Annotated in this window: 31 protein-coding genes and 2 tRNA genes; 19 read left to right on the top strand and 14 right to left on the bottom strand. The window is 61.4% G+C overall.

Features of this window, described 5'->3' with window-relative positions; genetic code table 11:
- Positions 1–62: 62 nt before the first annotated feature.
- Both gatC and ACFWYE_RS03200 read right to left on the bottom strand, forming a co-directional pair.
- Positions 63–350, bottom strand: coding sequence for an Asp-tRNA(Asn)/Glu-tRNA(Gln) amidotransferase subunit GatC (gene gatC / locus ACFWYE_RS03205; RefSeq protein ID WP_129415023.1), 288 nt, complete (start codon positions 348–350; stop codon positions 63–65).
- Positions 351–447: 97 nt separating this feature from the next.
- Positions 448–1,155, bottom strand: a complete 708-nt coding sequence (locus ACFWYE_RS03200; protein ID WP_379109514.1) for a metal-dependent hydrolase — start codon at positions 1,153–1,155, stop codon at positions 448–450.
- Between the two features lie 67 nt (positions 1,156–1,222).
- Here ACFWYE_RS03200 and ruvX point away from each other — a divergent pair, with 67 nt between their 5' ends.
- Positions 1,223–1,699: a Holliday junction resolvase RuvX gene (gene ruvX, locus ACFWYE_RS03195; protein WP_379070772.1), complete on the top strand. Its 477-nt coding sequence runs from the start codon at positions 1,223–1,225 to the stop codon at positions 1,697–1,699.
- Here ruvX and ACFWYE_RS03190 read toward each other — a convergent pair.
- Together ACFWYE_RS03190 and ACFWYE_RS03185 are read right to left on the bottom strand one after the other, a co-directional pair.
- Complete coding sequence (locus ACFWYE_RS03190) at positions 1,647–1,988, bottom strand: DUF6105 family protein (RefSeq protein WP_379070769.1); 342 nt, start codon at positions 1,986–1,988, stop codon at positions 1,647–1,649. The two genes, ruvX and ACFWYE_RS03190, sit on opposite strands and share 53 nt — an antisense overlap.
- A gap of 284 nt (positions 1,989–2,272) precedes the next feature.
- Positions 2,273–3,904, bottom strand: a complete 1,632-nt coding sequence (locus ACFWYE_RS03185; protein WP_379109513.1) for a DNA alkylation response protein — start codon at positions 3,902–3,904, stop codon at positions 2,273–2,275.
- A 165-nt stretch (positions 3,905–4,069) separates the two neighbouring features.
- Between ACFWYE_RS03185 and ACFWYE_RS03180 the strand changes: the two genes are divergently transcribed.
- From ACFWYE_RS03180 to ACFWYE_RS03150, 7 genes are all read left to right on the top strand, one after another.
- A complete protein-coding gene (locus ACFWYE_RS03180) occupies positions 4,070–5,035 on the top strand; it encodes an aspartate carbamoyltransferase catalytic subunit (RefSeq protein ID WP_054310920.1) in 966 nt (321 codons plus the stop codon).
- Positions 5,032–6,318: a dihydroorotase gene (locus ACFWYE_RS03175; RefSeq protein ID WP_379070765.1), complete on the top strand. Its 1,287-nt coding sequence runs from the start codon at positions 5,032–5,034 to the stop codon at positions 6,316–6,318. The genes ACFWYE_RS03180 and ACFWYE_RS03175 overlap by 4 nt, the downstream gene beginning before the upstream one ends.
- A 124-nt stretch (positions 6,319–6,442) precedes the next feature.
- On the top strand, positions 6,443–7,030 hold the full coding sequence (plsY, locus tag ACFWYE_RS03170) for a glycerol-3-phosphate 1-O-acyltransferase PlsY (protein ID WP_379070762.1): 588 nt from the start codon (positions 6,443–6,445) through the stop codon (positions 7,028–7,030).
- Complete coding sequence (dprA, locus tag ACFWYE_RS03165) at positions 7,027–8,157, top strand: DNA-processing protein DprA (protein WP_379109511.1); 1,131 nt, start codon at positions 7,027–7,029, stop codon at positions 8,155–8,157. Before plsY ends, dprA begins: the two co-directional genes overlap by 4 nt.
- A 142-nt stretch (positions 8,158–8,299) precedes the next feature.
- Positions 8,300–8,518, top strand: a complete 219-nt coding sequence (locus ACFWYE_RS03160; RefSeq protein ID WP_379070756.1) for a hypothetical protein — start codon at positions 8,300–8,302, stop codon at positions 8,516–8,518.
- 487 nt (positions 8,519–9,005) lie between these two features.
- A complete protein-coding gene (locus tag ACFWYE_RS03155; RefSeq protein ID WP_379109510.1) occupies positions 9,006–9,308 on the top strand; it encodes a hypothetical protein in 303 nt (100 codons plus the stop codon).
- Between the two features lie 34 nt (positions 9,309–9,342).
- Positions 9,343–9,564, top strand: coding sequence for a hypothetical protein (locus ACFWYE_RS03150; RefSeq protein WP_054310926.1), 222 nt, complete (start codon positions 9,343–9,345; stop codon positions 9,562–9,564).
- A 54-nt stretch (positions 9,565–9,618) separates the two neighbouring features.
- Here the strand turns inward: ACFWYE_RS03150 and ACFWYE_RS03145 are convergent.
- A tRNA-Arg gene (locus tag ACFWYE_RS03145) sits at positions 9,619–9,695 on the bottom strand.
- Between the two features lie 73 nt (positions 9,696–9,768).
- Positions 9,769–10,074 carry an ETC complex I subunit gene (locus ACFWYE_RS03140; protein ID WP_054310927.1) on the bottom strand — a complete coding sequence of 102 codons (306 nt, stop codon included), beginning with the start codon at positions 10,072–10,074 and terminating at the stop codon, positions 9,769–9,771.
- A gap of 127 nt (positions 10,075–10,201) precedes the next feature.
- On the opposite strand from ACFWYE_RS03140, the gene ACFWYE_RS03135 reads away from it, so the two are divergent.
- Positions 10,202–10,278 (top strand) — tRNA-Pro (locus tag ACFWYE_RS03135).
- 83 nt (positions 10,279–10,361) lie between these two features.
- Here ACFWYE_RS03135 and ACFWYE_RS03130 read toward each other — a convergent pair.
- Entirely contained in the window at positions 10,362–10,985 is a 624-nt protein-coding gene (locus ACFWYE_RS03130; protein ID WP_379109508.1) for a hypothetical protein, read from the bottom strand.
- Positions 10,986–11,014: 29 nt separating this feature from the next.
- A complete protein-coding gene (locus tag ACFWYE_RS03125) occupies positions 11,015–11,413 on the bottom strand; it encodes a hypothetical protein (protein ID WP_379109507.1) in 399 nt (132 codons plus the stop codon).
- Positions 11,414–11,547: 134 nt separating this feature from the next.
- Here ACFWYE_RS03125 and ACFWYE_RS03120 point away from each other — a divergent pair, with 134 nt between their 5' ends.
- The 6 genes from ACFWYE_RS03120 to ACFWYE_RS03095 all read left to right on the top strand — a co-directional run bounded on the left by ACFWYE_RS03120 (position 11,548) and on the right by ACFWYE_RS03095 (position 17,871).
- Positions 11,548–12,282: a FadR/GntR family transcriptional regulator gene (locus ACFWYE_RS03120; protein ID WP_379070744.1), complete on the top strand. Its 735-nt coding sequence runs from the start codon at positions 11,548–11,550 to the stop codon at positions 12,280–12,282.
- On the top strand, positions 12,279–13,466 hold the full coding sequence (locus ACFWYE_RS03115) for a PLP-dependent transferase (protein ID WP_379070741.1): 1,188 nt from the start codon (positions 12,279–12,281) through the stop codon (positions 13,464–13,466). The genes ACFWYE_RS03120 and ACFWYE_RS03115 overlap by 4 nt, the downstream gene beginning before the upstream one ends.
- Positions 13,467–13,493: 27 nt before the next feature.
- A complete protein-coding gene (locus ACFWYE_RS03110; protein WP_379070739.1) occupies positions 13,494–14,771 on the top strand; it encodes an ABC transporter substrate-binding protein in 1,278 nt (425 codons plus the stop codon).
- A gap of 260 nt (positions 14,772–15,031) precedes the next feature.
- Positions 15,032–15,943 (top strand): carbohydrate ABC transporter permease, encoded by a 912-nt coding sequence (locus ACFWYE_RS03105; RefSeq protein WP_379070736.1) that lies wholly within the window; start codon positions 15,032–15,034, stop codon positions 15,941–15,943.
- Positions 15,943–16,791 carry a carbohydrate ABC transporter permease gene (locus ACFWYE_RS03100; protein WP_379070733.1) on the top strand — a complete coding sequence of 283 codons (849 nt, stop codon included), beginning with the start codon at positions 15,943–15,945 and terminating at the stop codon, positions 16,789–16,791. Before ACFWYE_RS03105 ends, ACFWYE_RS03100 begins: the two co-directional genes overlap by 1 nt.
- 3 nt (positions 16,792–16,794) lie before the next feature.
- Entirely contained in the window at positions 16,795–17,871 is a 1,077-nt protein-coding gene (locus ACFWYE_RS03095) for an ABC transporter ATP-binding protein (RefSeq protein WP_379109505.1), read from the top strand.
- Between the two features lie 16 nt (positions 17,872–17,887).
- Here the strand turns inward: ACFWYE_RS03095 and hdaA are convergent, their stop codons facing one another.
- From hdaA to ACFWYE_RS03080, 3 genes are read right to left on the bottom strand one after another with little or no spacing between them, the layout of a single operon-like run.
- A complete protein-coding gene (gene hdaA, locus ACFWYE_RS03090) occupies positions 17,888–18,577 on the bottom strand; it encodes a DnaA regulatory inactivator HdaA (RefSeq protein ID WP_379109504.1) in 690 nt (229 codons plus the stop codon).
- A gap of 3 nt (positions 18,578–18,580) precedes the next feature.
- Positions 18,581–19,741 (bottom strand): AI-2E family transporter, encoded by a 1,161-nt coding sequence (locus ACFWYE_RS03085; RefSeq protein ID WP_379070726.1) that lies wholly within the window; start codon positions 19,739–19,741, stop codon positions 18,581–18,583.
- On the bottom strand, positions 19,719–20,270 hold the full coding sequence (locus tag ACFWYE_RS03080; RefSeq protein WP_129416378.1) for a CDP-alcohol phosphatidyltransferase family protein: 552 nt from the start codon (positions 20,268–20,270) through the stop codon (positions 19,719–19,721). The genes ACFWYE_RS03085 and ACFWYE_RS03080 overlap by 23 nt, the downstream gene beginning before the upstream one ends.
- 239 nt (positions 20,271–20,509) lie before the next feature.
- On the opposite strand from ACFWYE_RS03080, the gene purM reads away from it, so the two are divergent.
- Genes purM through ACFWYE_RS03065 form a run of 3 tightly spaced genes read left to right on the top strand, consistent with a single transcriptional unit; the run spans position 20,510 to position 22,853 of the window.
- Positions 20,510–21,574 carry a phosphoribosylformylglycinamidine cyclo-ligase gene (gene purM / locus ACFWYE_RS03075; RefSeq protein WP_379109502.1) on the top strand — a complete coding sequence of 355 codons (1,065 nt, stop codon included), beginning with the start codon at positions 20,510–20,512 and terminating at the stop codon, positions 21,572–21,574.
- On the top strand, positions 21,571–22,284 hold the full coding sequence (gene purN, locus ACFWYE_RS03070) for a phosphoribosylglycinamide formyltransferase (protein WP_379070721.1): 714 nt from the start codon (positions 21,571–21,573) through the stop codon (positions 22,282–22,284). The genes purM and purN overlap by 4 nt, the downstream gene beginning before the upstream one ends.
- Positions 22,285–22,337: 53 nt before the next feature.
- Positions 22,338–22,853, top strand: coding sequence for a SixA phosphatase family protein (locus ACFWYE_RS03065; RefSeq protein ID WP_379109501.1), 516 nt, complete (start codon positions 22,338–22,340; stop codon positions 22,851–22,853).
- A gap of 6 nt (positions 22,854–22,859) precedes the next feature.
- Here ACFWYE_RS03065 and ACFWYE_RS03060 read toward each other — a convergent pair whose 3' ends face one another.
- From ACFWYE_RS03060 to ACFWYE_RS03050, 3 genes are all read right to left on the bottom strand, one after another.
- Positions 22,860–23,630 carry a hypothetical protein gene (locus ACFWYE_RS03060; protein WP_379109499.1) on the bottom strand — a complete coding sequence of 257 codons (771 nt, stop codon included), beginning with the start codon at positions 23,628–23,630 and terminating at the stop codon, positions 22,860–22,862.
- 15 nt (positions 23,631–23,645) lie between these two features.
- A complete protein-coding gene (locus ACFWYE_RS03055) occupies positions 23,646–24,539 on the bottom strand; it encodes a cation diffusion facilitator family transporter (protein ID WP_379070713.1) in 894 nt (297 codons plus the stop codon).
- 104 nt (positions 24,540–24,643) lie between these two features.
- The gene (locus ACFWYE_RS03050; RefSeq protein WP_379109498.1) at positions 24,644–25,546 is read right to left on the bottom strand and encodes a LysR substrate-binding domain-containing protein; all 903 of its coding nucleotides are present in this window, start codon (positions 25,544–25,546) and stop codon (positions 24,644–24,646) included.
- A 100-nt stretch (positions 25,547–25,646) separates the two neighbouring features.
- Here ACFWYE_RS03050 and ACFWYE_RS03045 point away from each other — a divergent pair, with 100 nt between their 5' ends.
- The gene (locus ACFWYE_RS03045) at positions 25,647–26,369 is read left to right on the top strand and encodes a glutathione S-transferase family protein (RefSeq protein WP_379109496.1); all 723 of its coding nucleotides are present in this window, start codon (positions 25,647–25,649) and stop codon (positions 26,367–26,369) included.
- The last annotated feature ends 41 nt before the right edge of the window (positions 26,370–26,410 follow it).

Here is a 26,410-nt window from a genome sequence, read left to right as displayed (position 1 = left end):
TTTCGTAAAATCGCGGACAGCCGGAAGCGGGATCTTTGATCGTTACCGCAACAGCCAGGGCTTTATTCCACCACCTTCGGCACCAGGAAGAAGTTCTCCTCCGTTGCCGGTGCGTTAGCAACGATGTCGGCGGCCTTGTTGCCGTCCGTGACGACATCGGCGCGCTTCCGCATCGCCATCGGCGTCACCGAAGTCATCGGCTCGACGCCGGAGACATCGACTTCATTCAATTGCTCAACAAAGCCTAGAATGGTGTTGAGTTCGCCGGTCATGCGCGCGGCGTCCTCCTCGCTCACGGCGATGCGGGCCAGGCGCGCGACGCGCTTTACGGTCTGGATGTCGACGGACATTGGTGCCTCGGCGATCGTGTCGGAAAGGTTCAGGCGGCTATAGCCGCGTGCCGCGCCGTGCGCAACCTTGAACGGCGCGGAACTACGCTGATCGTACCTACAGGGAAATCGCGTCGCCAACCCTGGGCAGCGCCACCTTGGTACCGGAGCCTTCCATACCGGCAACAAACTTGTCGGCGGACTGGTCGATCATCGGGAAGCTCCCGAAATGACACGGCACGACGGTATCGAATTGGAAGAAGCGTTGGCAGGCAAGGGCTGCGACCGCACCGCCCATGGTGAAACGGTCACCGATCGGCACAAGGCCGATCTTCGGCTCATGCAATTCGTTGATCAGCGCCATATCGGAAAAAATGTCGGTATCGCCCATGTGATAGAGCGTCTTGTCTTCCGGGAAATGCAGCACCAGCCCGCCAGGATTGCCAAGATAGGTGTTGGCGCCCCCCTCGCCCGAAAGCGAGGAGGAATGCAGTGCCTGCACAAAAGTCGTGGTGAAACCGCCGCAATCGACGGTGCCGCCGATGTTGCCTGGATTGATCCTGTCGCCAGACACGCCCTTGCCGACAAGATGCATGCAGATCTCGAAATTGGCGACCAGCATCGCGCCGCTCTTCTTCAGGATGTCGACGGAACTGCCGACATGATCGTCATGACCGTGGGTCAGCAGCACATGGGTGACGCCGTCAGCGACTCCCTCCCAGCCCCCACCCCATGAAGGATTGCCCACCAGGAAAGGATCGATCAGGATCGTAGCGCCGGCGGCCTCGACACGAAATGCCGCGTGCCCGTACCAGGTGAGTTTCATCAGGCTCTCCTCGATTTTGTGAGAGCAGGAAGATAGAACGGCGACGGATCAAGTCAAAGGAAAGCACGTGGCAATCATCGCAATCGAGGACGCGTCTCAATTGCTGACCGCAGGTGGCGCACTCGCCGGTATCGATCTTGGCGACAAGACCATCGGTGTTGCGGTTTCCGACCGGGGCCTCTCCTTCGCACATCCTCGCCCCGTGATCATGCGCAAGAAATTCTCTATCGACGCCGCTGCCCTGCTTGGTCTTCTCACCAGGGACAACGTCGTTGCGATCGTTATCGGCCTGCCGGTCAACATGGATGGATCCGAAGGGCCGCGAGCGCAGAAGTCGCGCGCCTTCGTGCGCAACATGGCGCCGCTCAGCCCGCTGCCCTTCATTTTCTGGGACGAACGCCTGTCGACAGTGGCGGCGGAACGCGTGTTGATCGAGATGGACGTCTCGCGCCGCAAGCGCGAAACGCGCATCGATTCCGCGGCTGCCGCCTTTATTCTGCAGGGAGCCTTGGACCGTCTGAGGACACTCGCTCGATCCGGCTGAGCGGCGGCTGGTCGGAGCGCTGCCGGCGCCACCATGCCGAAATCTGGCGACGGCGACGGAAAGCGACGATGCCCGCCACGAGGAAGGAATCAAAGATGCAGGCTTTGGCGATCATGCCCGGGATGAGTGCAGGATCGATGCCGAGCATCTCGCCATAAAGCTGGAAAATCAGGTCATGCAGTTGGCGGCTGAGCATGACGTAGCCGAAATTCATGTCGTTGAGCGACAGGAAGTACCAGCCCCAGAACAAGGCGAGCGGCGCGATCCACAACAGCAACAAGGCGCGCATCAGCTCGCCTCTCCGGTCATCGGCTGCTGCTTGAAATCCGCGCATGCCCCAGCCACGACCGCGTTGTCGGCGGTACTCTCCTGGCCTGCGAGCAGTTGCGGTGTGTGGCGCATGATCTTCCTGCAATCGAATAGAGACAGTGGGACTTGCCGCCCGCGATCGCAACGGAAACCATTTGTTAAGGTTAACAATCGGAAGGTGAACACCTTACTGTGGACAAGGGATTGCCATTCCCCATCCGATGAGAGGATGCGATCTCGTTTGCACGCGCAGCTGGGGAGGAATTAGCTCGTCACCGGATAAAGCGTATCAAGTATCATGCGGGCATCGTGACGTGAATCGAGCATGCCGTAGGTGTTACGCCATTGCCCGGCCAGCCGTGTTTCAATGAAGGCATCGGCGATCCGCCCTGCCCCCAGCCGCTTCAGTTCCGCCGCTGCTGCAGCCAGAGCAAGTTGCTCCGTCAGCAACCGGGCGGACCCTTCATCCGTCGAGGCCACCTGCATGGCTGCCTTGAGAACACTGATCGTGCCGTGTCCGTTGGCGCCGAGATCGCGGTCGATCCCCGCCAGCACTTCTTCGAACAGGGCCGGTGCACGTCCAAGCACGCGCAACACGTCCAGCGCCATGACATTGCCGGAACCTTCCCAGATGGCATTGACCGGCGCTTCCCGATAATAGCGCGCCAGCGGTGCTTCCTCGACATATCCGTTGCCGCCGAGGCACTCCATCGCCTCGTAGAGCAATGAGGGTGCAATCTTGCAGACCCAATATTTCACAACGGGCGTCATGGCTCTTGCGAAGGCCGCTTCACCTCGGTCCGCCGCTGCTTCGTCAAAGGAACGTGCCAGGCGAAACGACAGCGCGGTAGCTGCTGCCACGTCGAGTGCCATGTCGGCCAGAACGCGCTGCATCAGCGACTGATCGATCAGATTCGCGCCGAACACCTTGCGATGGCGTGCATGATGGACGGCTTCTGCCAAACCCGCTCGCATGATTGCGGCGGAAGCGACGGCACAATCCAGCCGCGTCAGCGTGACCATGTCCATGATGGTCTTGATGCCTTGCCCCGGTTCGCCGACCATCTCGCCAATGGCGTTCTCGAATTCGACCTCCGAGGAAGCGTTGGAGCGATTGCCGAGCTTGTCCTTCAGCCGCTGGAAGCGGAAGCCATTGCCCGAACCGTCGCCGAGAATACGCGGCACAAGGAAGCAGGACAGCCCTTCCGATGCCTGTGCCAGCACCAGGAAGGCGTCCGACATCGGCGCCGACATGAACCATTTGTGTCCGGACAGGCGATAGAAGCCGCTGGAACCCGCGCGCTCCGCCTTGGTGAGATTGGCACGCGCATCGGTGCCGCCCTGCTTTTCGGTCATTCCCATGCCAAGTGTCAGGCCGGTCTTCTCGACCGGGGGCTTCTGCGCCTGGTCATATTTGCGTGTGGTCACACGCGGTGCCCACTCCCGGAAGATCTTCGGATTGGCCATCAAGGCTGCCAGCGAAGCATTGGTCATGGTGATCGGGCACAGGTGGCCGGTCTCCAGCTCCGCCGTCAGGTAGAACCGCGCCGCGCGCACCTGGTGGCGGCGGCCGATCTCGGTTTCACCGTTCTCCCACACGGAAGAGTGCAGACCGTTTGCAACCGAACGGCGCATCAGTGCGTGATAAGCCGGATGGAATTCCACCAGGTCGATACGACGCCCCTGCCGATCATGGGTCCTCAGCTTAGGCGTTTCTATGTTGACGAGCCGCGCCAGATCCTGTGCTTCCTGGGTCAGCACGAAACGACCGAGCTGGTCGAGATCCTTGCGCACCGGCTCCGAGAATCGCTCCGCCAGCTGGATCAGCAGCGGATCACCTCGCCAGGCATTGCCACCGGCAAGTGGTGGCGGCTGGTTCATCACGTCGTCGGCCACGCTTTCCCTTTCACATCGGTCCCGTTTGCTGTTCGAATCCGGAACCGCTGCCGGGTTTATAACGAAGCTGTTGCGCAGAGGCGACGAAAATACCGGTGGAAAGACGCGCTTTCCGATCGAGGCGCTTGCGGGTGGCCCGCGCCCGCCCTATAGCAGCGCCTTGAGATGACCGACGCTTCGTCCCTTCCGCTGTTTCCGCACCGCCATCTTCTGGGCATAAGCGACCTTTCCCCCGCCGACATAGAGATCCTTCTGGACCGCGCCGATCGCGCGGTGGCGATTTCGCGCCAGTCCGAGAAGAAGACCTCGACGCTGCGCGGGCGTACGCAGATCAACCTGTTCTATGAAGCGTCGACGCGCACGCAGTCGTCTTTTGAGCTCGCCGGAAAACGGCTCGGCGCCGATGTCATGAACATGTCGGTCGCGTCGTCCTCGGTGAAAAAGGGCGAGACGCTGATCGACACCGCGATCACGCTGAACGCGATGCGTCCCGACATCCTCATCATCCGGCACCAGTCGGCGGGTGCGGCAGCGCTGCTGGCACAGAAGGTCGGGTGTTCGGTGGTCAATGCCGGCGACGGCACGCATGAGCACCCCACCCAGGCGCTGCTCGACGCACTCACCATCCGACGCGCCAAGGGGCCACTGTCAAAGCTGATCGTGGCGATCTGTGGCGACATCCTGCATTCGCGTGTCGCGCGCTCCAACATCATCCTGCTCAATGCATTGGGCGCTCAGGTACGGGTGGTCGCGCCTTCGACGCTGCTGCCTTCCGGCATCGAGCGCATGGGTGTCATCGTGGCCCGCTCCATGGCCGAAGGCCTGAAGGATGCCGATGTCGTCATGATGCTGCGTCTGCAGCGCGAACGCATGGAGGGCGCTTTCGTGCCTTCTGTGCGCGAATACTTCCGCTATTTCGGCCTTGATGCCGAAAAACTGAAGGCTGCCAAGGACGACGCGCTGGTCATGCACCCAGGCCCCATGAACCGCGGCGTAGAGATTGCCTCCGAGGTTGCCGACGGGCCGCAGAGCGTCATCCAGGAACAGGTCGAGATGGGCGTCGCCGTGCGCATGGCGGTCATGGAAGCATTGCTCGACCCGCGTCGCAACCAGGAAGGACGCGGCGCATGACCACAACGGTTTTTCAGCGTGCCCGTATCGTCGACCCCTCGCGCGGCATCGATGAGATCGGCACTGTCATCGTTGATGGCAAGACGATCGCTGCCGCCGGTGCGGAGGCCCTGAACCAAGGCGTCCCGGAGGGAGCCAAACTCATCGACTGCGCCGGCAAGGCGATCCTTCCTGGCCTGGTCGACTCGCGCGTTTTCATCGGTGAACCCGGCGGCGAACACCGTGAAACCATCCACTCGGCAAGCCAGGCTGCGGCGGCCGGCGGCATCACCTCGCTGATCATGATGCCCGATACCGATCCGACGATCGACACGGTGGCACTGGTGGAATTCGTGCTCCGCACCGCCCGTGAAACGGCAAGTGTCAACGTTTTCCCTGCGGCAGCGGTGACCAAGGGCCTGCACGGCCGCGAGATGACCGAATTCGGCCTGCTGCGCGAGGCTGGCGCCGTTGCCTTCACAGATGGCCGTCACACCATTGCCAACGCGCTGGTGATGCGGCGGGCGCTCACCTACGCCCGCGACTTCGGCGCGGTGATTGCGCATGAGACGCAGGATGCAGACCTCGCTTCCGCCGGTGTCATGAACGAAGGACTTTACGCCAGCTGGCTCGGCCTGTCCGGAATTCCGCGCGAAGCTGAACTGATCCCGCTGGAGCGCGATCTGGCGCTGGCCAGGCTGACCAGAGGCAACTATCACGCCGCCAAGATCTCAACGGCGATATCGGCCGCCGCGATTGCCCGCGCCAAGGCGGACGGCGCCAAGGTGACGGCCGGTGTCGCCATACACAATCTGGCGCTCAACGAAAACGACGTCGGGCAATACCGCACCTTCTTCCGCCTGGCGCCCCCCCTGCGCCTCGAAGAGGACCGGCTGGCCATGATCGAGGCGTTGAAGGACGGCACGATCGATATCGCCGTTTCCTCGCATGACCCGCAGGACGTCGACACCAAGCGGCTGCCGTTCGCGGACGCGGCAGCTGGCGCCATCGGGCTCGAAACGCTGCTTTCCGTCGCCCTGCGCCTCTATCACAATGAGGATCTGTCGCTCTTGAAGCTGGTCGAGGTGCTTTCGACGGCCCCTGCCCGATTGTTCGGCTTGCCAGGCGGCACGCTGAAGCCCGGCGCAGCCGCGGACCTCGCTCTCGTCGACCTCGACGAGCCCTGGATCGTAAGCGAGGCCGGCATCCGTTCGCGCTCGAAAAACACCTGCTTCGAAGGTGCACGTCTGCAAGGCAAGGTCTTGCAGACACTGGTTGCGGGCAGCACAGTCTTTTCCGCCTAGAGCACTTCCACCAGAACTGTACTGTGGTTTTGCGTCCGGAATTGCGTGACAACAAAGTCTGGACGTTTCCGTGAAAATGGAAACGCTCTAGTGTCCGTAGGGGGCGCGGGGCAACGGGGGAGCAATGCAGCTGATTTTCATTCTTGCGCCGATCATCGGCTATCTTTGCGGCTCGATCCCTTTCGGCCTGCTTCTGACCCGCGCCGCCGGCCTCGGCGACGTGCGCAGCATCGGTTCCGGTAACATCGGCGCCACCAACGTGCTGCGCACCGGTAACAAGGGGCTCGCCGCGGCAACACTCGTCCTCGATGCGCTGAAGGGCACAATTCCGGCACTGATCTTCGCCCGCTACGGCACGGAAGCCGGCGCACTCGCCGGCGCCGGCGCTTTCATTGGACATATCTTCCCGGTCTGGCTCGGTTTCAAAGGCGGCAAGGGCGTCGCCACTTACCTCGGCGTGCTGATCGGACTTGCCTGGCAAGTGGCACTGATCTTCGCCGCGGTGTGGCTCGCGATGGCTGTGCTGTTCCGTTACTCCTCGCTGGCGGCACTCGTCGCCTGCATCGTGGTACCGGTGGCGTTGTTCTTCTTCGGCCACGCGCAATATGCGCTGGCATTCGCACTGATGAGCGCGCTGATCTTCTACAAGCACCGTGCCAACATCGAGCGCCTAAGGGCCGGAACGGAAGGCAGGATCGGGGCAAAAGGGTGAGCAAGCCAGTTGCCGGGTTGCGCCTCAGTGACCGGCAACGGCTGAACTGGCTGCGCCTGATCCGCACGCCGAATGTCGGACCGGCTTCTTTTCGTTCACTCGTCAACCGCTTCGGTTCGGCCGAAGCAGCGCTTGAGGTCCTGCCTGAACTGACGCTTTCCGGCGGCGCCAGCCGTACGGTCAGGATCCCGGCGATCGCCGAGATCGAGGCTGAAATGCAAGCCGCCAGGCGCGTGGGTGCGCGTTTTGTCTGCATTGGAGAGCCGGATTATCCATCGCTGCTCAAGCAGATGGATCACCCACCGCCCGTGCTTGCCATGAAAGGCATTGGCGCGGTGTTCGCGGCACCGGCGGTTGCCATCGTCGGTGCGCGCAATGCCTCGCTCGCGGGCATCAAGATGGCACGCCTGCTTGCGAACGAACTTGGCCGAGAAGGCTATGGAATTGTCTCCGGCCTTGCACGCGGCATCGACACCGCCGCTCATCAGAGCAGTCTTCTTACCGGCACAGTCGCTGTACTGGCGGGCGGACTGGATCAGCCCTATCCGCCCGAAAATGCCGGGCTGATCGAAGAGATCGTCGAGCACGGCGCCGTGATTTCCGAAATGCCGTTCGGTTGGCAGCCCCGCGCCCAGGATTTTCCCCGCCGCAACCGGTTGGTGGCCGGTGCCTCACTCGGGCTCGTTGTCGTGGAGGCTGCCGAGCGATCGGGATCATTGATCAGCGCGCGGCTGGCCACTGAAATGGGGCGGCTGGTTTTTGCAGTGCCCGGCTCACCGCTCGATCCCCGTGCCAGAGGCACGAATGGTCTCATTAAGGATGGCGCCACTCTCGTCACCGAAACAGCGGACATACTTAACGCTCTGGTACCACTAATCGGCACGCGGTTCGTACCGAACATTCCTGTGGAGGAACCGCCTGAATTTTCGACGACGGCACCGCCCGGCGACAGGGAGCGCCAACAGGTTGTCGAAACGCTTGGACAAGCACCTGTAAACATTGACGAAATCATCCGCCACACTGGCCTGCACCCGGCTCAGGTCGCGATGATTCTGCTGGAACTCGACCTTGCCGGTCGGCTGGAGCGCCATGCAGGCGGATTTGTTTCACTGATCTTTAGCCATTGATCGACATTGCCGGGTCAAATCGACCGCAAACCCGATCATTCGATAAAATTCTAATCTTATCCTACTGATTTTACTCACGTTTCATTGAACAGAATCGCGCACCACTCTCGCCATGCCGTGGCGTGGGGAAACGGAGGCGATTGTGAAGGAACGTTTTGAGTTAGTGCTGGAGCCAACCGATCTCTGGTCGGTGTGGGACAACGAGACCGACCAGCCCGTGGTTTTTGCCAATCAGCTTCTTGCCGGACTCAGCAAGCGCGAAGCGGAAGCTGCGCACCAGATCCTGAGCGAAATCGTCAGGAAACGGGAGTTGGAGAAGAAAAGGCTGGACAAGAAGAAGCGTTCTTCCGACGCCGCATAAAAGCGTATGAGGGAAAACGCTCTGTTCCCGCGCGAAGCCGGCTCTTGATCGGCTTCGGATCGCGCCTTTCCTGGAAGCAGGTCTCCAACGCAGATAGGCTCGGCCGGGTGGCCACCAAACAAGCCAGCTGCAAACGGCCGATCATCACTCTATCTGAACGGGCATCCATCAGCTCGGCACTGTTGTCGACACCATAAGGCCCTCAGGACGGTTCGGTCGGCGGACGCGCCCGGTGGCAGTCTGGACCATCCGGACTGCCTTTTCGTAGTTCGACCCGCGGCCGACGGCCATTGGCGCTTGTGGGCCATTCCGAAACCCGCTTAGGGTATTGATAGTCGCCACCGTCGGCATTCGGTGTGACGGCACGATGCTCACGGCCATCGCGCCTGAGAAAACGCAATGGATTGCCTGGCCACAGGTCAACGGCTGAACAAGTGGAGACCATTTGGCAATGGATCGAATATCGAGGGGAACGGCAGTCCTGCTGATGGCACTCGTTTCCGGCTGCGCGGCATCCCCGACAAACTACGCAGCCACGCTCTCGACCAAAGATCCCAAATGGCGATCGAAGCAGTGCCAACAGGTTCGATCGACTGCACTGGCCTTTGAAGCCAAGGAGAAAGAGACCCGCAAACTGGCTCCTGGCCTGTTGCTTGGCCCGTACGGGATCGGGATCGCACTTGCCATCAAGGAACATCAGGAGAAGCAGCGCAGGCAGATCGCCCGAGACATGCATATGCGATGCTCAAGCCAACCCCTGCCAAAGGAACTGCAGGCGGTTTCAAGTTAAGGAAGCCAGAAATGAAACAGGATCGCACCTTCCGATGACACCTGAACGGCTGGAAGAATGCCTGTCGATTGTCCGCTGGTCGCCTGAAACCCTGGCGCAAGCCCTGGGCTGCGACGTTTCGCTGGTCGAGGCGTGGCTGACCGAGGAAGCGGAAATCCCTCCGAAGACGGCAGCATGGGTCGATACCGTTGCTCAGTTCATGGAAACCGCAGACGGGATGAAACCGAAAGGGTTGAAAGGGAAGAAGTGGCCCTAGGGGTTAGAGAGTTCTTCCGGCACCTCAGAACAGCATGTAACCATTTGAAATTAATGGCGATCCCGACAGGATTCGAACCTGTGACCATCGGCTTAGAAGGCCGGTGCTCTATCCAGCTGAGCTACGGGACCGCAGGCTGACCCGGATCGGGGCAGCAGAATCAAAAAGCGGCAGTCGACGGCATTCGTCGCCAACAATCAGCAGTCAATGCGTCCAAGGCGTGCGGCGGTCATAGCGGAAATTGTCCGAATAGGAAATCTGCCGGCGCTTGGTTTCCTTCGGTTCTTCGACTCGAAACGCCAGGCCCTGCTTCTCGGCATAGGCGACCGCTTCCTCGCGCGTCTCGAAGGAAAGCCGGATCTGGCTCTTCATGTCTCCGGAAGTGGTGTAACCCATCAGCGGATCGATCTTGCGCGGCTTTTCCGGATCGAATTCAAGCACCCAGTTGCCAGTTCTGGCTTTGCCCGACTGCATCGCGGTCTTGGCTGGGCTGAATATGCGTGCGGACATGGAGACCTCGTTGCTCGGCAGCGCGCCGTTTCCTCCCCGGTGCTTACTGCGCAATGGAAATAACCGCAAGGCCAATGGTTTTAGGGCTTGCTTTGCGGCGTGCGACCCACTAGGCAACACGCGGCCTCGGAGTGTAGCGCAGCCTGGTAGCGCACCTGATTTGGGATCAGGGGGTCGCAGGTTCGAATCCTGCCACTCCGACCAATCTTCCCCCGCAGCTTCAGAACGTTGATGTGCCGGCTGGCCTGGTTCCGAATGGGCACGCCGATCCCGGCGCGACATCCTTGTTACTTCGCCAAGCCCTGAATTGTCAGCGAAAACGCCGGCGGAGACGGCTTGGCGTCTGGAGGGTTGGCCGCCCAGGCAAACAGTCCGAAGCCGGCGATCATTGTCGGGACAGCCCATTTGAGCACCGAGACAAGCGCCGAAAAGCGGTTGTAGACCCAGATGAAGCCACCGGCCGCAGTGAGAATGTCGACATTCTCTTTCACCTTGGCGAGCACGTCATTGTCGCTTGCCTGCTTTGGATTGGCCGTTTTCGCTTGTTCGACGCGCTGGATGTAACCGTCTAGCGTCGTGGTCCCTTGCGGCAACAGGGCGCTATATGTCTCGATCAGCGTGGCCTGCAATGCCGCCCTCTCGGAGCCCGCTACGGCGGGAGCGGCGACCTGCCGAAACGTCATGGTTTCGACCGTCAGAACCCGGATCGCTTTTTCGAATATTGCAGCAAGGCCGATGAAGCCTACAACGAGCGCTGCGATAGCCAGCAGCAGCCTGCCCAGGTCCGTTGTGGGATCCAGTGTCCCCAGCGAAGTCAACGAACTGCCTGCAAACACCCCGACAGCCGTCGCCGCAACGCCACCGACCATCCATTTGGCCGTATCCCGCAGTGATTGGGTACTCGCCGCCATCGCCGGCGCAACGGAAGACCCTGTCTCGCTCACGGCTTCAAAAGCCCGCCAAAGTCGACAGCAATCGGCAGCTCCGGCCTCAATCCTGCGATCTGGTCGCGCAACTGGTTCACTTCCTGAAAATTGAGCTTGTCGGTCTTCAGCACGACCGCCCGCAGCGGCTCATCATCGACGCTCTCGAGCATCTCCTGCACCAGGCGCGCGACAGTCATCTTGTCTTTGTCGGTGCCGTCGACCCTCAGATACGTTCCAGGCTTGTCGAAGATGCTGCCGAGATCAGGATCAGGGGTGGCCGGCACGAGGTCGATCGGTGCGGTGCCGGCTCCGGCGCCAACCGGCACGGCAATCTGAATTTCGAACTCCTTGCCGCCGCAAACCACCCGAATGACGCCTCGGGCATCTGGAATGGCGATAAGTGGATTGGTCACGGCTGCCCTCCTCCGTTCCACGCATTTTAGCACAACGCCATCGGTGTTGTGTGAACCTCTTCACACGGAGATCGCGGTTGACTCGATCTTGCCTCCATGTAATTGGTTGGACCATTGATCCAATTGGATGCTGAATGAGCCAGGTTCGCCTCCCCCCTATCCAGACCACCGCGCGCGACGACGCAGTGCTGGAGGCATTGGCGGACTTCGTTCAGCAGGAAACTCTGCAGCCAGGAGACAAGCTGCCGACGGAGCGCATCCTGGCCGAGCGGCTGAGGGTCAGCCGCAACACGGTGCGCGAGGCTTTGACGCGCTGGGAAGGGCTTGGGCTTGTCGAGCGCCTGCAGGGCAGCGGCACTTTCCTGAAGGCGGCGGTTTCCCCGCACATGCTGCACATGCCGCTGACGCTTGCCGGCGGCAACGATTTCGCCAGCCTCATGCAGACGCTGGAGGTCCGCCGCGCGCTGGAAGCCGAGGCCGCTGCACTGTGTGCCGTCCGCACCGGGCCGCAGGAACTCGACCTCATCCACCGCAAGCTCGAAATCATGGAAGAGGCCTTTCACAGCCGCTCCGGCATGTCATCCGAGGAAGACTGGGAATTCCACCAGGCGATCTACAGGGCATCCGGCAATCCGTTGTTCGAGCAACTGATCGCTGCCATGCATGAAATGTTCCACCGCTTTTGGGAACATCCGCTTGGTGTGCGTGACTTCGGCCACGCTTCCTTTCCTTACCATCGCACCATTTACGAGCGCATCGCTGCCCGCGACGCCGAAGGCGCTCGCGCCGAAGCGCTGAAACTGATCGCCACCGTCGAAGCCGATCTGCGGCGCGGCGAGGCCGCACGCAACCAGGCACGACAGACATGAACGACCCTCGCCCGAACCTCGACATCGATCCCGTTGCAGAAGCAGCCACGCTGCTTGCCCACGACGACCCGTTCGTCGGCGGCGCCGTTGTACCGCCGATCTACCAGACATCGCTGTTCACGTTCGCCAGCTATGCCGAAATGGCTGACACTTTTGCCGGCAAGCGCCGCCAGCCGATCTATTCGCGTGGCGATAATCCGACCGTCATGGAATTCGAGAAACGGGTGGCGGCGCTTGAAGGCGCCGAGGCAGCACGCGGTTTCTCCTCCGGCATGGCGGCGATCAGCGCCACGGTCCTGGCCTTCGTCGGCGCCGGCGACCGCATCGTGGCGGTCCGCAACTGCTATGGCGACGCCTACCGCCTGTTCGAACGGCTGTTTCCGCGTCTCGCCATCACGGTCGACTATGTCGACGGTTCCGATCCGGACGCCGTTGCCGCCGCCCTGCCCGGCGCAAAACTGCTTTATCTCGAAAGTCCGACCTCGATGATGTTCGAATTGCAGGACTTGCCGCATCTGACCCGGCTGGCGAAGGAGCACGGTATCGTCACGACGATCGACAATTCCTGGGCGACCCCGATCTTCCAGAAGCCGATTGCCCATGGCGTCGATCTGGTGCTGCACTCGGCGTCCAAATATCTCGGTGGCCACAGCGATACGGTTGCCGGCGTCGTCTCAGGCTCCGCCGAAAACATCCGCCGCATCAACGAGCAGACCTATTCCTATCTCGGCGGCAAGCTTTCGCCTTTCGAGGCATGGCTTCTGCTGCGCGGCCTGCGCACGCTGCCTCTGCGCCTGCCTCATCATATGAAAAGCGGGCTCACGATCGCCGAACGGCTCAAGGCGCACGGCATGGTCGAGCGGGTCAATCATCCCGCCTATTCCAACCATCCCGGCAAGGCGACGCTTGCGGGCTATGCCGGCCTGTTCTCCTTCGAGGTGACCGAGGAGATCGACATCCCCGCTTTCACCGATGCGCTGAACTATTTCCGCATCGGCGTGTCCTGGGGCGGCCACGAAAGCCTGGTCGTGCCGGCCAAGGCATCCCTGGAACAGACCCCAGGCTTGAATTCCATGGCGCGCTTCGGCGTCAGCCCGCGAACCATCCGGCTCAATGTCGGGTTGGAGAATGTCGAGGACTTGTGGACCGACATCGCACAGGCCCTTGAAAAAGCAAGAAAATAACCTGTCAAACAAATGGGAGTGGAAGACATGGGAAGATTGAAGACACTGCTTGCCGCAGTGGCCGGCCTGGCGATTTCGGCAAGTGCCGCGATGGCAGACACCACGATCAAGATGGTCGAGGTCATCACCAGCCCGCCGCGAACGGAATTCCTCAAGAAGCAGATCGCGGAATTCGAAACCGCGAATCCTGGCGTCAAGGTCGAACTCATCTCGCTGCCATGGGGCCAGGCTTACGAAAAATTCCTGACCATGGTGCAGGCCGGCGACACACCAGACGTCGTCGAGATGCCGGAACGCTGGATGGGCCTCTACGGCGCCAACGGCATGCTGGAGGACCTTGGCCCCTACATGGAGAAGTGGCCGGACAACAAGACGCTTGGCGAGCGTGCACGCCAGTTCGGATCGACCGTGGGCGGCAAGCAGCTGATGATCCCCTACGGCTACTATCTGAAGGCGATGTTCTGGAACAAGAAGCTGTTCAAGGAAGCCGGTCTCGACCATGCGCCTGCAACGCTGGACGAATTCGTCGAAGCATCCAAGAAGATCTCCGCCCTGCCCGGCAAATATGGCTATTGCCTGCGTGGCGGCCCCGGCGCCACCTTCGGCATGAACATGTTCATGAACATTGCCAACGGCAAGGGCGGCTATTTCAATGCGGATGGCAGCTCGACCATGAATGAGGCAGGCTCGGTCAAGGGCCTGCAGATGCTGGCCGATCTCTACAAGAACGGCTACGCCCCCAAGGACAGTGTCAGCTGGGGTTTCAACGAGACCGTCACCGGTTTCTATTCCGGCACCTGTGCAATGCTCGACCAGGATCCGGATGCGTTGATCGGCATCGCCGAGAAGATGAACAAGGACGATTTCGCTGTTGCACCGGTTCCTGCCGGGCCAAGCGGCAAGTCGTTCCCGACGCTCGGTTATTCCGGCTGGGCGATCTTCGCCAACTCCAAGGTAAAGGATGACTCCTGGAAACTGATGGAGACGCTGCTGTCGCCCAAGGGCAACATCGAATGGGCGAAGATGGTCGGCGTCCTGCCGATCCATAACGGAGCCGAAGAGGACGCTTACTTCAAGACTGAGCAGTTCAAGGGCTGGTTCGACGAATTGAATGGCGGTGACAGGTATGAGTTCGTCACCCCGCCGACACATCTCGAAAATCTCGGTAATTTCGTCGACCAGATCGCCATCAAGGGTTTCCAGGAGGTGCTCCTGGGCAAGCGTCCGGCCAAGGAAGTCGCCGACGAATGGGCGGCCTACATGACCAAGGAACAGCAGGACTGGATGGCCAAAAACAAGAAATAGCAATCCGGCCTCCCTGCCATCGGGAGGTTCGCCAAACGGCCGAAGGCCGAACGAGGGGCGGCGATCACTCTCCCCCGCCTGCGCCGCCCCTCACCGCCCTCTCTCCAGTTGGTGGAAGGCCCCTGCGCATTGCGTTTTGCCAACAGAGTGTTTCCGCTTCTTTCGAACACACGGAAACACTCTAACTCTTTGTTTTTACGCAATTCCAAACGCAAGACCGTTGCCCGGTTTTGCCGGAATTACTCTCGCGAGTGATTGTGATGACCATCGCTATCGACAGCGCGCCAACGCGCCGTAAAGGCCTGTCCTTTGCCTCCCTGGAGCCCTGGCTCTATCTCAGCCCGGCCATCGTGCTTCTGGTCACGGTGCTGCTTGTGCCGCTGATCATCGGCATCGGTTATTCGTTTCGGAAGTTTTCCGCCTTCAAGTCGGAATTCGTCGGACTTGGCCAATATCAGGCGATGCTGTCCGATCCCCTGCTTGGCGAGGCACTCGTCAACACCGCCTGGTGGACGATAGCCAGCCTGTTCTTCCAGTTTTTCCTCGGTCTCGGGCTGGCCCTGCTGCTCGACAAACCTTTTGCCGGCCGTCGTATGGTACAGGCGCTGGTGTTCCTGCCCTGGGCAGTGCCGTCATTCCTCTCTGGTCTCACCTGGGCCTGGCTGTTCAACCCCATCATCGGCCCGTTGCCGCATTGGCTCTACGCCTTGGGTCTGAAAGCAGAGCCGACCAACATCCTCTCTGATCCGGCAACCGCCATGTGGGGACCGATCATCGCCAATGTCTGGTTCGGCGTACCGTTTTTCGCCATCACGCTGCTGGCAGCGCTCAAGTCCATTCCTTCGGAACTGCATGAAGCGGCAGCCATCGACGGCGCCACGCCCTGGCAGCGTTTCGTCAAGGTGACTTTGCCTTTCCTGGCGCCGACCATCGCCATCACGGTGATGTTGCGCACCATCTGGATCGCCACCTTCGCCGACTTGATCTTCGTCATGACAGAAGGCGGCCCGGCCGGCTCGACCGCGACCATGCCCGTCTACATCTATGTCAGTGCCTTTAAATCACTGGACAAGGGTTATGCCTCGGCCATCGCCGTGCTGCTGCTTGTCCTGCTCATCCTCTATGCGCTCGTGCTCATCGGCATTCGTCGTACACTTGTGAGGCATGTCTGATGATTGCCGGACAAACCCAATCCTCGCGCCTGCTCGGTGGCATCGGCCTCTATGCGGCGATTGTCGCCTATGTGCTGTTTGCGCTGTTCCCGATCTTCTGGACGTTGAAGATATCGGTGACGCCGACATCCCTGCTCTATTCGGAAGGCATCACGCTTTGGCCGTCGCGCACGACCTTCGAGAACTTCGCGACGGTGCTCTCCGCCACTGATTTCCCACGCTATTTCCTGAACAGCGTCATCGTTTCGCTCTCGACAGCCGCGCTCGTCACCGTGATTGCGACCCTGGCCGGCTACGCCATGTCGCGATTCACGTTCCGCGGCAAGGCTGCACTCGCCATCATGCTGCTGCTCACCCAGACCTTCCCGCTGGTCATGGTCATTCCGCCGATCTATCGCATGATGGGGGAGATCGGGCTGATCAACAGCCTGACCGGCCTGATCATCATCTACACGGCCTTCAACACCGCCTTCGCCACTTTCCTGATGCAATCCTTCTTTGACGGCATTCCGAAGGACCTGGAGGAAGCCGCCATGATCGACGGCTGTACCAGGGCGCAAGCGATGCGACGTATCATCGTGCCTCTGACCTTGCCTGGCATGGGCGCGACACTGGGCTTCGTCTTCACCGCCGCCTGGAGCGAACTGCTGTTTGCGCTGATGCTGATCTCGAGCGACGACAAGAAAACCTTCGCTGTCGGGCTGCTCACCTACATTGGCAAATTTGCCGTCGACTGGGGGCAGATGATGGCCGCATCGGTGCTGGCACTGATCCCGGTCTGCATCTTCTTCGCCTTCCTGCAACGCTATCTCGTCACCGGGCTCACCGCCGGTGCGGTCAAGGGGTGATTCATGGCTTCCGTCACGCTGGAAAAGGTCAAGAAGGACTATGGCGTCGTCCGCGTCCTCAATGAGGTCGATCTGCAAATCGCCGACGGCGAGTTCGTGGTGCTGGTGGGACCGTCCGGTTGCGGCAAATCCACCCTGCTGCGCATGATCGCCGGCCTGGAAGAGGTGTCCGGCGGCGACATCCGCATCGGCGAACGCATTGTCAACGACGTTGCGCCGAAGGACCGCGACATCGCCATGGTGTTCCAGTCCTACGCGCTTTATCCGCATATGGATGTCTCCTCCAACATGGGCTTCAGCTTGATGTTGCGGAAGACCGGGAAGGCAGCCATCGAGACCCGGGTCGAAGGTGCGGCGAAGCGGCTGGGGCTCGATCCCCTGCTGCAGCGTCTGCCGCGCCAGCTCTCTGGTGGCCAGCGCCAGCGTGTCGCCATGGGCCGTGCCATCGTGCGGGATCCCCAGGTCTTTCTGTTCGACGAACCCTTGTCCAACCTCGATGCCAAACTCCGCACCCATATGCGTACAGAAATCAAGGCGCTGCACCAGCAGCTCAAGACAACCTCGATCTACGTCACCCACGATCAGACCGAAGCCATGACCATGGCCGACCGCATCGTCGTCATGCACAACGGCAATGTGCAGCAGGTCGGCGCGCCGCTGGAACTTTACGATCGTCCGGCCAACATGTTCGTCGCCGGCTTCATCGGCTCGCCTGCCATGAATTTTTTGCCGGCCACCGTTGCCCGCCAGGCCATCGCCGAGGCGGTTTTCAGCGACGGCCAGAGGTTGCGGCTGCCTGACGGTCTGCCGCTGCAGGATGGTGACGTGCTCACTGTCGGCATGCGCCCGGAGGACATCAGGATTGTCGATGACGGCCCTCTCAAGGCGGAGGTCGAGGTGGTCGAGCCTCTCGGCATGTCGACGCAGTATTACGTCCGCCTCGCAGGCGAACAACTGCGCATCTATGCCATCGGCCGGCCCAGCCTGGCGCCGGGACAGCAGGTGCGGCTTGCTGTGGGCGCAAGCGCACAGCATATCTTTGATCCTCTCAGTGGCAATCGGGTTGAGCCGGGCGCCTGAGGCGGCTGGTAGCGCCCTACAGTTCGAACTCGCCCTGCCCTTCATCCATGGCGCTGACGGCATCGGCCGCCATCGTGCGGGTGATGCGTGCCTTTTGCTCGAGTGCCATGCGATCGAGCCGCTCCACCACGCGCATCGCGGTTGCAAGCGAGCGCTCGATGCGCCGCACGAGATATTGTACGACATGCGGCTCGACTTCGACCTGACGGTCGGCGAAAAGCTTTGTGATGACGCCAGCCAGAAGCACGTCGTCGGGTTCGTGGATCTCGACGGTAGCCGCCGCCTTCAGGCGGGATGCCAGATCGGGCAGCGTCGTGCCCCAGGCCGCTGGAAAGCGCCGCGCGGTCAGCAGAAGGTGGCAGCCAGCGCCCCGCACATTGTTGATGAGATGGAACAGTCCGTGCTGGTCGAAAGCAGCGGCATCGATGTCGTCAATCAGAACGGGCCGCCCGTCAAAGGCCGCCGCACCTTGTGCAACCTTGCCTGCCTCGATGGCAACTGCATTGGCTGCGTCGCGCCAGATTTCGGCCAGATGCGTCTTGCCCGATCCCGCAGGCCCCGCCAGCACCACGACCGGTGCAGGCCAGTCCGGCCAGCGGTCGACGAGCGTCGCTGCCTGCGCGTTCGACGCCGACACGACAAGGTCGTCGCGCGAATAGGCGGTGCCGTGCCCGAGATCGAGCGGAAGCTGGCGCGGCCTTTCCATCGACTATCCGCGTCGCGTCCTGGTTCGCTTGCCCTGCAAGGGCGGCGGCTCGACGCCGTGTCCCTTGTAGAGCGGCGATTCCAGGTATCGCGCGATCGCGAAGCGCACCAGAACAGCGATGGCCGCCGCAGCCGGCACTGCGATGAGCAGGCCGACGAAACCGAACAACGCGCCAAACGCAAACAGCGCGAACATCAGCCAGACCGGGTGCAGGCCAACGCTTTTGCCCACCAGCTTGGGCGAAAGGATGTTGCCCTCGATGAACTGGCCGATGAAAAACACGGCGGCAACCGCAACGATCATTGTCCAGTCCGGCCAGAACTGCACGATGGCGACACCGATGGCCAACACCAGCCCGGTCAGTGAACCGACATAGGGAATGAAAGAGATCAAACCGGCAAACAGGCCGATGAGGATACCGAAATTCAGCCCCGTCAGTGTCAGGCCGACGGCGTACATCGCGCCAAGGACGAGGCAAAGCGTACCTTGCCCGCGTACGAATCCGGCGGTGGCGCTGTTGATATCGGCAGATATCTGGCGAACCGTTTCCACGTGATCGCGCGGCACCCAGCTATCCACGGTTGCCACCATACGATCCCAGTCGAGCAGCATGTAGAAGGCGACCACCGGCGTCACCACGAACAGCGATGCCACCGAAACCAGCGCCATGCCGGAATTCCACAACGACTGGAAAACAGTGGTCACCAGACCGAGGCCGGAACTCAGCACCGAATTCAGCCCGTCCTTGAGGCTGGCGGCGTTGACACCAAAACGCTGCTCCAGCCATTTCGGGTCGAAATTGGTGACGAGGGCCTGCAGGCGGGTGAGATAGTCCGGCAGTTTCTCCGCAAACCCGGCCATCTGTGAGGCCAGGACCGGCACCAGGATGACGAAGGCAAGCACCAGGATGACGATGAAGGCGATCAGGATCACCACCGTCGCCATGACACGTGACAGGCCGAACCGTTCCAGCCGATCGGCAACGGGATCGAGGAAGTATGCCAGCACCATGCCCGCCACGAAGGGCAGCAGAATGTCGCTGAACAGATAGAGGAAGCCGATCAGGATGACGGCGCCGATTAGCCAGAACCGCAGCTGGCGTCGGAAAGCGGCCGCGGCAGATGCCTCGGCTGCGTCGTGATCAGGAAGTGCTGCCTTCGCCATTACTGCTCATATGCCTCAGCCAGGCCACGAGATAGGCCGCGGCCGAAGCCACGGTCAAGAGCCCGGACAGCATTATCAGGATGGTACGCAGCGGGTCGAGATGCATGGCGAAGGTCAATTCGGCGAGAACCTGAGCCGCGAGAATGATCTGCACCGCCGTGTTCGCCTTGGAGACGAGCAGCGGCTTCACCTCCACCGGGTGTCCCATCACCGACGACAGCACCACCGCGCAAATGATCAGTCCGTCGCGCGAAACCATGGCGACGACCAGCCACAGCGGCAGTTCCCCGCTGATGCCCAGCACGATGAAGACGGAAACCAGCAGGAGCTTGTCGGCGATCGGATCGAGATAGGCACCCAGCCTTGAATGCTGGTTGAACTGGCGCGCGATGAAGCCATCGACTCCGTCGGAAATGCCGGCGACAACGAAGCCGGCAAAGGCCCACTCCCAGCGCGCCTGCAGCATGGCCAACACCACGCCGGGCACCAGCAGCAGGCGCATGATGGAGATCAGGTTGGGAATGGTTATGACCAAAAGGCGGCCCGTCCTTGTTCCTGGCGATACATGGGTGAAGGCGACAAGAACCGCAAGACATCGTGAAACAGCGTCTGGATATCCACGGATTTGTCTGACGTGTGTCCGAAAATCGCGATCGAAAGCCGTCGACGTTTCCTGTTGCGGTTGCGAGGCTGGACTGTTCGTGCGAAGAGCCGCGTGACGCGCTAAGGTGGTGCTGGCCGTTGCGCCGGCCCAAGCAGGGAACAGCCATGAACGAACGAACCAACGGGCTCACCTACGCCGACGCGGGCGTCGATATCGACGCCGGCAACCTCATGGTGGAGAAGATCAAGCCGCTGGTGCGAGCCACCCGCCGGCCGGGCGCCGATGGCGAGATCGGCGGTTTCGGCGGCCTGTTCGACCTCAAGGCGGCCGGCTTCACCGATCCCGTTCTGGTAGCGGCCAACGATGGCGTCGGCACCAAGCTCAAGATTGCCATCGACGCCGGCAAACACGACACAATCGGCATCGATCTCGTCGCCATGTGCGTCAACGATCTCGTTGTACAGGGTGCAGAACCCCTGTTTTTTCTCGATTATCTCGCTACCGGCAAGCTTGATCCCGACCAGGGCGTTGCGATTGTCAGCGGCATCGCGGAAGGCTGCCGTCAGGCCGGTTGCGCGCTGATCGGCGGCGAGACCGCCGAAATGCCTGGCATGTACCAGGAAAAGGACTATGACCTTGCGGGCTTTGCCGTCGGTGCCGCTGAACGTGGCCAGCTTCTGCCGACCGACGATGTCGTTGAAGGCGACGTGCTGCTTGGCCTCGCGTCTTCCGGCCCGCACTCCAACGGCTATTCGCTGATCCGCCGCATCGTTGCCGCAAGCGGTCTCGCCTGGGACGCCAAGGCTCCATTCGCGTCAGGCCTGACACTGGCCGAAGCACTGCTCGAGCCTACCCGCATCTATGTGAAGTCGATACTCAAGGCGATCCGCAACACGCACGGCATCAAGGCGCTCGCCCATATCACCGGCGGCGGTTTCCCCGACAACATCCCCCGCGTCCTGCCCAAGGATTTTTCGGCCGAGCTCGACCTCGATGCCATCGATGTGCCAGCAGTGTTTTCCTGGCTCGCCAAGACCGGTGGAGTTGCGCCGGCCGAGATGATGCGCACCTTCAACTGCGGCATCGGCATGATCGTCGTCGTGGCCTCCGGCCAGGCGGCGCAGGTTGCTGCCGTGCTGCAGGAGGCCGGCGAGACGGTCACGCCGATCGGCCGTATCGTGCCGCGCCGCGACACCGGCGTGATCTACCGGGGGTCGATCAGCCTATGACGATGCAACGCAAGCGCACGGCAATCCTGATTTCCGGCCGCGGCTCCAATATGACCGCCCTGATTGCGGCTGCCAGCGATCCGGATTTCCCAGCCGAGATCGTCGGCGTCATTTCCGACAGGCCGGATGCTGCAGGCCTCGGCATTGCCATTGCGCGCGGCATTCCGACCAAGGTCGTCGCCAGATCCGACCATTCCGGCAAGGACGCGCATGACGCGGCGATCGACGCCGCCCTGACCGGCTTCGGTGCCGAACTGGTGGCTCTGGCCGGCTACATGCGCCTGCTCACCACGCCGTTTGTTGAGAAATGGCAAGGGAAGATGATCAACATCCACCCGGCCCTGCTGCCGTCCTTCAAGGGACTGGATACTCATCGGCGCGCATTGGACGCCGGTATGCGCATTCATGGCTGCACCGTGCATTTTGTGACCGCCGCCATGGATGATGGTCCTGTCATCGCCCAGGCAGCGGTTCCAGTGATGCTCGACGACAGCGAGAGCAGCCTCGCTGTACGGGTGCTCAAGGCCGAACATCAAATCTATCCGATGGCGCTGAGGCTGGTCGCGGAAGGCAAGGCCCGGATGGAGAACGGACATACCGTGTTATCCGGCTTCGCCGACAATGAAGCGGCCGCTGGTGCGGTGGTGGCAGCGCCCAATCCATTACGCACCAGCATCGACCTTGAGCAATTGGCGCGCATCACGCCTTAGGTTAGGGTGCCGGTCCGACCGGTTCTGGAAACGCGCCTCGCGAGGATCACGTCATGAAGCGGCTTCTTCTGCTGCGCCACGCCAAGTCGAGCTGGGACAATCCGGATCTGGCCGATATCGATCGTCCGCTGGCACCGCGCGGCATCGAGGCGGCGCTTCTGATCGGCCGCACCATCACCCAGCGCAACTGGTTGCCCGACCGGGCACTGGTGTCGACCGCCGAACGCACCCGCGAGACCTGGCGCCTGGCGGCAGGCGAATGGTCATCGCGACCGGAACCCAGCTTCTCCCAGGTGCTCTACGAGGCACCAGCGGAGACCGCCCTGGACGAAATCCGGCGCAGCGGCGGCGATGCCGAAACACTGCTTGTGATCGGCCACAATCCCGGCCTTGGCGATCTCGCTGCCCGGTTGGCCGACAAGGCCTCGCCGGCGAAATTGGCAAAGTCGTTGAAGAAAAAGTTTCCGACCGGCGCGCTGGCCGTGTTCGATTTCGATGGCGGCTGGACCGATCTCGGCGCAGGCAGAGCTATGCTCACCCACTTCCTGCGGCCGAAGGATCTCGGCTGAGCGGGCTCAGTGCCTTCTCGAACGTACAAAACCGCCGAGCCGTCGCAGGACAAACGGCATCGCAAGAATTGCCAAACTGCCCAGGAACCAAACGAATACGATAAGCGGGCGGGCCACGGCGACGGCAGCCGCTATGAGTTGCTGCAACAACCCGCCAGCACCCTGCACATTCACCTGATCAACGACATCCTTGCCGATACCGATTGTGCCGATCGCGTCCTTGCCGCCTTGCAGAAGCGCGCCGGTGTTGGCGGAAAGCCAGCCACCCAGCCCGTCGACGAGCCCATAGGCTACCCAGGCCAGCAGTGACCAGAGCAGAACGGCTCCGATCGCGCCGACAAAGACGAATTTCGACTGAACAACCTTGTCGGACGGAGCATTGCTTGAAAACCTGCCGGGCATGCTGGGGAACAGATCCGCGCCGATGCTGCCTCTTTTGTGCGCCGACCGACCCCAGGCAGGCTGCTCGACCTGTTCCTCGTCGTAGCGCCGTCCGTCGCGATATCGTCTGTCTTCGCGATAGTCTTCCCGGCCTTCGTCTTCGCGTTGACCGTGGTCGTGGCGGTCGTTCTTTTCGCCTTGCCCAAGAGCACCAAGAATCGACGAAAGTCCGCCGTGCCGTCCCCCTGGATAGCCGCCATGACCGCTTGAGCCATGGCCTTTCCTGCCATTTCTGGAACCGTGCCAACCCATAATCGTCTCCTCGATCCAACTTGGACCGAAGATAATTCCTCTAGTGGCTAGAGGAGCAAGAGCCAGGGCTAAAATGCCGCACACGGGCCAGCAAGAGACCTAGTGGATCGTCTCCACCTGTGTGCAGGCCTCCCGCTCCATCTGCAGCGTCGAGTGATGCAGGTCGTACTTCTCGCGCAGCATTGCTTCGACCGCCCGGCGCGTGCTTTCGGCATCCGCGGCGCTGTCCAGCACGGCATGCGCGGTCAGTGAAAGCTTGCTTTGCGTGATTGCCCACAGATGCAGGTCATGGACCGAGGCGACTCCCGGAATGCCCTTTATGTCGGTCTCGACCTCGGCCAGCTTCATGCCGGGGGGCACGCCCTCGAGCAGGATGTTGATGCATTCCTTCAGCAGCACCCAGGTGCGCGGAAACACCATGAAGCCGATGCCGACCGCAATCAACGAATCCACCCATTGCCAGCCGGTGAGGTAGATGATCACCGCGCCCGCGATGACCCCGACCGATCCCAGCATGTCGGCCCAGACCTCCAGATAAGCGCCTTTGACATTGAGGCTCTTGTCGGCATGACTGGTCAGCAGCCGCATGGAGATCAGGTTGACCAGAAGTCCGAGAATGGCGATCACAAGCATGCCAACCGATGCGATTTCCTGCGTCTCGAACAACCGCTTGTAGGCTTCGTAGAGGATGTAGAACGCCACCGCGAGCAACAGCATCGCATTGAAGGCGGCGGCCAGGATCTCGAAACGGGCGTAACCATAGGTACGCAACAGGTCGGCCTCGCGGCGACCGAGGCGGATGGCGATCAGTGCGATGACCAATGCCATGGCGTCGGTTGCCATATGCATGGCATCCGAAATCAGCGCCAGACTGCCCGTCACGATACCGCCGACGACTTCGGCGACCAGGAATGTCCCCGTCAGCCCAAGCGCGATCCACAATCGCGAGGCCGGTGTTGTCTCAAGGTCGCCGTGCTGGTGATCGCCACTCATCGAAGCCTCCGCGCTGGTTTCCGGATCAGGCTAGACCGATATGGGCACAGGTTGGAAGACACTGCATCGTGACCACGATGGTGGAAAGACCTCCCAATCTGTCCCTATGCGGCTGGAACCGTGCTGATGGCGTTCTTCTGCAACAGGAAATCGATCACGGCGCGCACGGCGGGAAGCTGCCCACGCCTGTGTGGCGTCAGGATCGTCGTCATGACGCGGCCAGCCGTCCATTCCGGCAATACGCGCGTCAGTCGCCCTTCCCTGACAGCCTCCGTCGAGATCAGTTCCGGCAGGCAGACAATGCCGAGCCCCGCTTCAACTGCCCTCAGCAACGGCACCGATTCATCCGCATAAAGCCGGGGCCGTGGCGCAACCTCCACCGTGTGGCCACGCGCATCTCTCAAACGCCAGACCTTCGTTGCCATCGAGCTCATCAAACCCTCGTGGCTGCCTAGTGATTCAGGCTTCGCCGGATCGCCGTGCTCGGCGAGATAGGACGGCGCCGCCACAAGGGTAATCGGGTCTTCGCCCATGCGCCGCTGGACAAGATCGGAATCCGGCAAAGGTGCGAAATGGCTACGGATGGCGATATCGAAACCATCCTGCACCAGATCAACAAAACGGTCGGTAACGTGCAACTGGATCGTCAGTTTCGGATATTGCCGCGCCAGAACCGGCAGGCGATGCGCCAGCCGGAATTGCGCGTTCGGCACTGAGGTGGTGATCCGCACGATGCCGCTTGGCTCCGCCAGACGCCTGCGCACGACCGTTTCGACCGCTTCTGCCTCGATCACTGCCGCACTGGCGTGATCGTAAACGTCGCGCCCCACATCGGTCAGCGTAAAGCTGCGTGAACTGCGGTGAAGCAGCTGCGCGCCGAGCGCCGCTTCCAGGGCTGCCACCCGCTTGCTTACAGTCGACTTCGGACACCCGAGTCGTCGGGCGGCCGCTGCGAAGCCGCCGCTGTCGACTGCCTGGACAAAGAAATTGAGATCATTGAGGTTCATGATTAAAGTCTACATATGTGGACATTAAGTCCGAAAATGCCAGTCTACAGCCGATCAGTCCATGATTCTATATCCATTGCATCAACAATGGAGAAACGACATGACACCTGAACCAATCTTCACCTCCGGCTTTCCGCTCGGCTCCTCGGCGGGGCTCGTTACTGCCTTCGAATGGCTCGGCCAGCCTTATCGGCTCACCCGCGTCGACATGCTGGGCGAGATGCGAACCGATGCCTACAAGCGCCTCAACGGCCGTGTGGAAACCCCCGTGCTGATCACAGGCGAAGGCCGCGTACTCACTGAAACGATGGCGATCGCACTCTGGCTGGAAGCACGCGACAATGAACGTCGTATCAGTTTCGAGCCCGGCACACCGGAGGCAGACCGGATGCACCAGTATATCGCCTTCCTGAACACAGGCTTCACCGGCGCGTTCACCCCGCTGTGGGTGGCGCTGGAAGCCGATGAGGCTTCGGAGCAGGAACGGGAGACATGGCGCAAGTTCGGCCGTGAATTCGTCGCCAGGCGACATGAACAGCTCGAGGCGATGATCGGTGACAGCTCCTATCTGCTCGGCGACAAGCCGACCCTGGCGGATGCCGTGTTTGCCGGCGTCGCACGCTGGGTGGACTTCCACGAGGCGGCCGATCCGAACGACTATCCGCGCATCCTGGCGCTGCGTCAGCGCATCGAAGCCGACCCGGCATTCCGCTTTGCCTTGGCAATTGAGGACGGCCGGCCTGCTATCGGCAGCGGCGCGATGAAAGGGCTTGTCCCGCTGGCCGATGTCCTGCGGGACACGAGTTCGGCGCTGGCTGCCTGATACCAGCTTTGAACAAGAAACGCGCGCCATCCGTCGATGGC

Origin of the sequence: Mesorhizobium sp. NPDC059025 (assembly GCF_042739655.1) — a bacterium.
In the GTDB taxonomy this organism is placed as follows: domain Bacteria; phylum Pseudomonadota; class Alphaproteobacteria; order Rhizobiales; family Rhizobiaceae; genus Mesorhizobium.
The sequence above is the reverse complement of the archived record's forward strand: the minus strand, read 5'-3'. Positions and strand labels throughout refer to the sequence as shown.

Excerpts from the sequence above, each read along its gene's own strand:
- ACFWYE_RS03200 (WP_379109514.1), bottom strand. The coding sequence starts at position 1,155 with ATGAAACTCACCTGGTACGGGCACGCGGCATTTCGTGTCGAGGCCGCC.
- ACFWYE_RS03110 (WP_379070739.1), top strand. The coding sequence starts at position 13,494 with ATGGGAAGATTGAAGACACTGCTTGCCGCAGTGGCCGGCCTGGCGATT.
- ACFWYE_RS03065 (WP_379109501.1), top strand. The coding sequence starts at position 22,338 with ATGAAGCGGCTTCTTCTGCTGCGCCACGCCAAGTCGAGCTGGGACAAT.
- ACFWYE_RS03050 (WP_379109498.1), bottom strand. The coding sequence starts at position 25,546 with ATGAACCTCAATGATCTCAATTTCTTTGTCCAGGCAGTCGACAGCGGC.
- ACFWYE_RS03095 (WP_379109505.1), top strand. The coding sequence starts at position 16,795 with ATGGCTTCCGTCACGCTGGAAAAGGTCAAGAAGGACTATGGCGTCGTC.
- ACFWYE_RS03140 (WP_054310927.1), bottom strand. The coding sequence starts at position 10,074 with ATGTCCGCACGCATATTCAGCCCAGCCAAGACCGCGATGCAGTCGGGC.
- ACFWYE_RS03180 (WP_054310920.1), top strand. The coding sequence starts at position 4,070 with ATGACCGACGCTTCGTCCCTTCCGCTGTTTCCGCACCGCCATCTTCTG.
- ACFWYE_RS03100 (WP_379070733.1), top strand. The coding sequence starts at position 15,943 with ATGATTGCCGGACAAACCCAATCCTCGCGCCTGCTCGGTGGCATCGGC.
- ACFWYE_RS03120 (WP_379070744.1), top strand. The coding sequence starts at position 11,548 with ATGAGCCAGGTTCGCCTCCCCCCTATCCAGACCACCGCGCGCGACGAC.
- ACFWYE_RS03155 (WP_379109510.1), top strand. The coding sequence starts at position 9,006 with ATGGCACTCGTTTCCGGCTGCGCGGCATCCCCGACAAACTACGCAGCC.
- ACFWYE_RS03130 (WP_379109508.1), bottom strand. The coding sequence starts at position 10,985 with ATGGCGGCGAGTACCCAATCACTGCGGGATACGGCCAAATGGATGGTC.
- hdaA (WP_379109504.1), bottom strand. The coding sequence starts at position 18,577 with ATGGAAAGGCCGCGCCAGCTTCCGCTCGATCTCGGGCACGGCACCGCC.
- ACFWYE_RS03085 (WP_379070726.1), bottom strand. The coding sequence starts at position 19,741 with ATGGCGAAGGCAGCACTTCCTGATCACGACGCAGCCGAGGCATCTGCC.
- ACFWYE_RS03105 (WP_379070736.1), top strand. The coding sequence starts at position 15,032 with ATGACCATCGCTATCGACAGCGCGCCAACGCGCCGTAAAGGCCTGTCC.
- purN (WP_379070721.1), top strand. The coding sequence starts at position 21,571 with ATGACGATGCAACGCAAGCGCACGGCAATCCTGATTTCCGGCCGCGGC.
- plsY (WP_379070762.1), top strand. The coding sequence starts at position 6,443 with ATGCAGCTGATTTTCATTCTTGCGCCGATCATCGGCTATCTTTGCGGC.
- ACFWYE_RS03190 (WP_379070769.1), bottom strand. The coding sequence starts at position 1,988 with ATGCGCGCCTTGTTGCTGTTGTGGATCGCGCCGCTCGCCTTGTTCTGG.
- ACFWYE_RS03175 (WP_379070765.1), top strand. The coding sequence starts at position 5,032 with ATGACCACAACGGTTTTTCAGCGTGCCCGTATCGTCGACCCCTCGCGC.
- ACFWYE_RS03115 (WP_379070741.1), top strand. The coding sequence starts at position 12,279 with ATGAACGACCCTCGCCCGAACCTCGACATCGATCCCGTTGCAGAAGCA.
- ACFWYE_RS03150 (WP_054310926.1), top strand. The coding sequence starts at position 9,343 with ATGACACCTGAACGGCTGGAAGAATGCCTGTCGATTGTCCGCTGGTCG.
- ACFWYE_RS03045 (WP_379109496.1), top strand. The coding sequence starts at position 25,647 with ATGACACCTGAACCAATCTTCACCTCCGGCTTTCCGCTCGGCTCCTCG.
- purM (WP_379109502.1), top strand. The coding sequence starts at position 20,510 with ATGAACGAACGAACCAACGGGCTCACCTACGCCGACGCGGGCGTCGAT.
- ACFWYE_RS03055 (WP_379070713.1), bottom strand. The coding sequence starts at position 24,539 with ATGAGTGGCGATCACCAGCACGGCGACCTTGAGACAACACCGGCCTCG.
- gatC (WP_129415023.1), bottom strand. The coding sequence starts at position 350 with ATGTCCGTCGACATCCAGACCGTAAAGCGCGTCGCGCGCCTGGCCCGC.